4 protein-coding genes are annotated in these 6,299 nt (G+C 32.4%); all 4 read right to left on the bottom strand.

Annotated elements, in window-relative coordinates; translation table 11 throughout:
• Window positions 1–2,149 (bottom strand): Tex family protein (locus tag Q428_RS00790; protein ID WP_035377265.1); only part of this gene is annotated, 2,149 nt, incomplete at its 3' end.
• A gap of 124 nt (window positions 2,150–2,273) precedes the next feature.
• Window positions 2,274–3,281, bottom strand: coding sequence for an asparaginase (locus Q428_RS00785; protein WP_035377263.1), 1,008 nt, complete (start codon window positions 3,279–3,281; stop codon window positions 2,274–2,276).
• A 557-nt stretch (window positions 3,282–3,838) separates the two neighbouring features.
• Window positions 3,839–4,771, bottom strand: a complete 933-nt coding sequence (locus Q428_RS00780) for a magnesium transporter CorA family protein (protein WP_035377261.1) — start codon at window positions 4,769–4,771, stop codon at window positions 3,839–3,841.
• A 210-nt stretch (window positions 4,772–4,981) separates the two neighbouring features.
• Entirely contained in the window at window positions 4,982–6,085 is a 1,104-nt protein-coding gene (locus Q428_RS00775; protein ID WP_035377259.1) for a hypothetical protein, read from the bottom strand.
• Window positions 6,086–6,299 lie beyond the last annotated feature (214 nt).

Here is a 6,299-nt window from a genome sequence, read left to right as displayed (position 1 = left end):
TTATAGTAAGTGAAATCCTCCTTCTTCTTACATCCACTTCTAAGACTTTAACATTAACAATATCTCCTACCTTAACAACTTCCAGAGGATGTTTTATATATTTATCGGAAAGCTCCGATATATGCACAAGTCCATCCTGATGAACTCCTATATCCACAAATGCTCCAAAGTCTGCAACATTTCTCACTGTACCTTTTAAAATCATTCCTGGCTTTAAATCTTCAAGTTCCATAACCCCTGACATAAATATAGGCTGTGGCAATGATTCCCTTGGATCCCTTCCTGGTTTTTTCAGTTCTGAAATTATATCCCTCAGTGTTGGTATGCCAACCCCTGTCTCACTTGATAATTTCTCAACCCCATATTCATCCAGCTTTTTATCTATATCATTAAGCTTTTTATCCTTAACATCCTGAATTGTATATCCAAGTTTTTCAAGTATATTTTCTGCCGCCGAATATGACTCTGGATGGACAGCCGTATTATCCAGAACATTTTCACTCTCAGGTATTCTTAAAAATCCTGCACACTGTTCAAAGGCTTTTTCCCCTAATCTTTTAACCTTTAATATTTCTCTTCTATCTCTAAACTTTCCATTTTCCTCTCTATATTCAACTATATTCTTTGCTGTAGCTGCATTAATTCCTGATATGTAAGAAAGCAGCGGTGCAGATGCTGTATTTAAATCAACCCCAACTGAGTTAACACAATCTTCAACTACTCCTTTTAAGGACTCATCAAGTTTCTTCTGTGATACGTCATGTTGATACTGACCGACACCTATTGATTTTGGGTCAATTTTCACCAACTCAGCTAAAGGATCCTGAAGTCTTCTGGCAATTGAAATAGCCCCTCTTATAGATACATTTATATCTGGGAATTCCTTTGCAGCAATCTCTGAGGCAGAATAAACAGATGCACCAGCTTCTGAAACAACGACATAATATATTTTTTTACCACTTTCACACTCAACTTCTTTTATCAGCTCTGCTAAGAAAATCTCTGATTCCCTTGAAGCTGTTCCATTTCCAAGGGAAATTATATCAACATTATATTTATAAATGAGTTCCTTTAATATCTTCTTACTACCCTCAATATCATTTTGAGGTGCTGTAGAATAAACTGTTGCATAATCAAGCAATTTACCTGTTTCATCAACAACAGCAACTTTACATCCTGTTCTAAAACCTGGGTCAAAACCTAATACAACCTTTCCCTTCACAGGAGAAATCATAAGAAGACTTTTTAAATTAGCTGCGAAAACTTTAATCGCCTGTTCCTCCGCCTTTTCTGTAAGCTCATTTCTTATTTCCCTTTCAACAGATGGAGCTATTAACCTGTTATAGCTGTCCTTAATAGTTTCCAGTAAATAAGATGTTTCCTTAGAGGATCTTTTTATTACTTTGTTTTCTAAAAAAGACAGTATTTTTTCAATTGGAGCTTCTATTTTTACAGATAGAAATTCTTCCTTTTCTCCTCTGTTAATTGCCAATATTCTATGGGATACTATTCTATTTACAGCTTCACTGTACTTATAATACATCTCATATGGTGATGTTTCATCCTTTAGTCCCTTTGTAACAATCAAACCTTCCCTAAAGGTTAATCTTCTTATTTCTTTTCTATATTCAGGATTATCTGAAATATCTTCAGCTATAATATCCATGGCACCCTTTATTGCATCTTCATGGTTTTCCACCCCTAGCTCTTTATTTACGTATCCTTCAACAATTTTAAGTAAATCATCTGTAAAATCCTGCGAATAAATTAAAGCCGCCAGTGGTTCTAATCCCTTTTCCTTTGCAATAGTCGCCCTGGTTCTCTTTTTAGGTCTGAATGGTCTGTAAATATCCTCTACCTCTGTTATGCTTAAAGCATTATCTATATTATTTATTATTTCCTCTGTTAATTTTCCCTGGGCTTCTATCAGTCTTTTAACTTCTTCTTTCTTCTGCTCTAAATTTCTAAGATATGTAAGTCTTTCATAAAAATTTCTTAAAGTAGTGTCGTCAAGCTCACCAGTTACTTCTTTTCTATATCTGGCAATGAAAGGAATAGTATTGCCTGAATCAATTAATTCAATTGTATTCTTAACCTGCCATTCTTTTATATTTAACTCTTCTGTTAATTGTTTTATAATCTGTGACATTGTATGCCCCTCCTTTTATTATATAATACCCTTCATTAAATTTTTCTTCAAGTTTGCTTATAAATCTTTATATTTGTAAACATCCCCATTTTTCTGTAAATAAAAAGAGAAGCCTAAGCTTCCCTTATGCCTTTGTAAGATGGTATGCAGGTTTAACCTGACCCACAACCGCCTTTACATTATTTTTATTTTCCTTTATTTTAAAGTTTTTCAGCAATTCCCTTTCTTCTTCTGTAAGAATCTTTAAATCTTCAAGGGCCTGCATTGCAGCTGGTGAAAGAGCCCTTGTTCCTCCATCTTCAATCTTAAGGGCAATACCTATTCCCATGCCCTTTACTCCGATACAATAAACACCCTCTGCACCAAGTTTTGCAACTAGTTTTCCCTTTGTAATTCTCATTAATTCTGAGCAGAACCCATTAGTACCTGCTACCATCTCAGGACTATTATTCATTGCTGTAAATATTCTCTCCGCTGCCTTTTTATACTCAGGAGATAATTTTTCTGGATTTGCTAATCTAGCAAATCCTAATGCCATATTGTATAAAGGCATTCCAAAAACGGGAACAGTACATCCGTCTGTACCTACAACTATTTCATTAACGTCAATCTTACACATGTAAGAAATTATATTTTTCATTTCAATCTGAACAGGATGAACTGGGGATGTATAATCCTCAAGGGAATATCCTTTTTGTACACAAACGGCTAACATACCGGAATGTTTACCTGAACAGTTGTTATATACTGGTGTTAAAACCGTTCCCAGGTTAGCTAACTTTAATGCATAATCTGGATTTAAAGATGTTGTCGTTCCACACAAAAGCTGACCCTTTTCTAAACCAAGCTTCCTTAAAATGGACTCAACTGCATTTAAATGAAACTCTTCACCATAGTGTGAAGCACACATTACTGAAAGTTCATCATCTGTAAAATTAAATCTATCAGCTGCTCCACTTAAAACAACCTCAAGTGCCTGAAGGGGTTTTGCAGCAGAGCGCATGTAAGTTAATTTATGAGCATCTCCAGTATAATAAAGAAGTTTGCCATCTGCGCTAACTACTGCAACATCTCCCCTGTGAATACATTCAACTATAGGACCTCTAGTCACTTCAACAAGTACTTCTGACATATATTTGCCCTCCCAAAAACTTTTTTGTAAATCTAACACCTAAACCTGCAACAAAAATAACCCTTTTTTTCATTTTTTTAAATTTTTATAATTATATTTTTAAGTTCCTTTAAAATTATCTCATTAATAATCATATTCATCATATATATAATATACTATTTTAACCCAAAAGTCTATATGTGTTATATAATTTGTGTCGATTTATGTTGTTTTTTCTCTTCAGTACATAATTAACATAGTCATTTATTTTTTTAATTTTATTCTTGTTTTTTTATGAATGTAATCTTTATTCAATCTTGAATTTAAGTAAATTTTCAACATAAAGATATTTATGAAAAATAATATTTTAAAATTACGCAACAACTTTAGAACTTTAACACACTAAACCAGTAATATCAATGATTTAAAACTGTCTGATTAATCAAAATATTTTATGTTATGAATGTTATGCAAACCCCCCAAAGCAAATATATATTATTGAATACTAAAAGTCAATCTTTATTACACTGATTTAGAAAAAAAGAGAACTCTGCCCTATGCAGACGTTCTCTTTTTTTCTAAAACATATCTTTTTTTGCTAGAATATATGTTACCAAGGAAGCAACAACAACTGTTATAGCTACTATTATCAAAAATCCATATGGATTGGAGTTAAATGGAACAGGTACATTCATTCCAAAGAAACTTGATATCATTGTAGGTATTGACATTACAATTGTAATTGAGGCTAAAAATTTCATAACTATATTTAAGTTGTTGGAGATAATTGATGCGAAGGCATCCATTGTTCCACTTAAAATATTGCTATATATGTTAGCCATTTCAATAGCTTGTTTATTTTCTATTATTACATCCTCTAATACATCAGTATCTTCCTCATATTTTTGCATCATTTCAAGTTTTAACATTTTTTCTAAAGTTATCTCATTAGCCTTTAATGAAGTGGAAAAATAAACAAGGCTCTTTTCTAAAGACAATAATTGTATAAGCTCTTTGTTCTTCATTGATCTATGCAGCCTAGCTTCAATAACATGACTGGTTTTGTCTATTTGCTTTAAATACAGAAGATAGTAAGTAGCTATCCTATAAAGTATCTGAAGTATAAATCTTGACTTTTTAAATGTATAAAAAGTCTTGACCTTTTCATTGACAAAATCATCTATCACCTTATTCTGCTGAAGGCAGATTGTAACAATTACACTATCGTTTAATACAATTCCCAAGGGAATCGTATAATACTGTACTGATTTATTTTGAACATCCATAACTGGAATGTCCACTAACACTGATGTCTGATTGTCCTCCACTTCAATACGGGAACTCTCCTCCTCATCAAGTGGAGCCCTTAAGAACTCCATATAAAGACCTGTTTTCTGTGACACAAGTTCCATCTCTGTTTCAGTAGGATTTACCAGGTTCACCCAGCATCCATGCTCAACAGCATCAATTTCGCATAATTTTCCATCAATAGTTTTGTAAATTTGAATCATGTCTTCTCTCCCTTCCTGCGTCCACCTTTAGACGCAGGAAAAGCGCCAAAGGTGGGTTATTTGTTTTTAATACTCCTACTAGGTCCTTCTTCCAAAACAACCACCCCATTAATTTAATTTTATATACTTAATTTAACTTAAATCATGATAAAATACAATACAAATATCCCTACCCTTTAAAAATTAGCAAAAATAAAAATTTACTGTATTTTAATCCTTAGGCTGATTTACAACAATTAATGGTATAGGCGGGGTAACCACTGGTATATTATCATTTTCACTTAAAGGAATAATTTCACCAACTTCACATATTCCAGTAGCACCAACAATATATGACCTTTGGTCTATTAATTTTTCCCATTGTTTAAGCTTTTTATTTAACATATCAAATGCAGTTCTGACAACCTTTTCATATTTTCTTATAGTATCACGTATGTGCCTGAAATCTGACCTTTCATCATGTTTTCCACCTTCAAAACCATCAAATATTTTCAATAATTCTGTTAATGCTCCAATTACATTAAAATAATTGATAGCTACTGCATTTACTTGAAATGGAGTAATGACAATTTCCTGTAGTATACATTTTATTAAGTACCTGATTTCCCCTTCAACTACTGCAATTTCGTATTCAAGCTCTAGCTCAATTAGTTTAACAATCTTTAAAAAGCTGTCATTAATTTTATCCCTTAGGGTTACAACAATATAGTATTTCAGCATACTCACACACTCTGTCTTGTCCAAATTCCTTTTATTTTCATAATCAAAGTAGCAGTAGTTAACATCAAAGAGCATGGCAATTATCTGCTTCTTATTGAAATTTCCAAAATTCTTTTGAATAAACAATCCATATCCCTCTGCCCTGATTATATCCTCTGCCTGCCTTCGCCATTCTGGATCATCAATATTATTTATTATTTCTCTGACACTAACTCTAAATATTAAATATTGAAAAACTTTTTCAACAATACATTCATCTACTCTTTCTATTATTGATGCAATCTTATAATTTCTACAATCTAAATCAACATAAGGAGGTATATATTCTTTATTGCAAACCCGATTAAACTGTTTGATAATAACCTGTTTTCTTCTACAGCTGTCACAGGGATTAACCGGTGCACGCCTCTGATTCCTGATCCCCTCCTTTAATGTACCCTTTATATATTCACCAAAGCATTCATCGAATTCTTCTTCATTTTCATTTTCTTCACTAATATTATCAATACTGTCCTTTCGGAGGCTGCTCTGACTGAACTTTTTAATTAATTCCCTTGTTTCTTCATCCATAAATCCATTGAAATTATCCCCCAAATTATCACCACCCAGACTCACACTCATTTAATTATATTCATATTATTCCTATTAGATTACATAGGATATAATTTTTAGCATTATACATATAAGTTATCCACATTTTTTATTTATTCACTTTTAATTAACATAAGTATCAACAGTTTTATTCACATTTTTTGTGGATAACTTGTTTATTTCTTTAATATTTTGTTCACTACTTTCTCTTCCAAGC

Origin of the sequence: Fervidicella metallireducens AeB (assembly GCF_000601455.1) — a bacterium.
In the GTDB taxonomy this organism is placed as follows: Bacteria; Bacillota; Clostridia; order Clostridiales; family Caloramatoraceae; genus Fervidicella; species Fervidicella metallireducens.
Note: the sequence above shows the minus strand (reverse complement) of the source record. Positions and strands in the feature narration are given on the sequence as shown.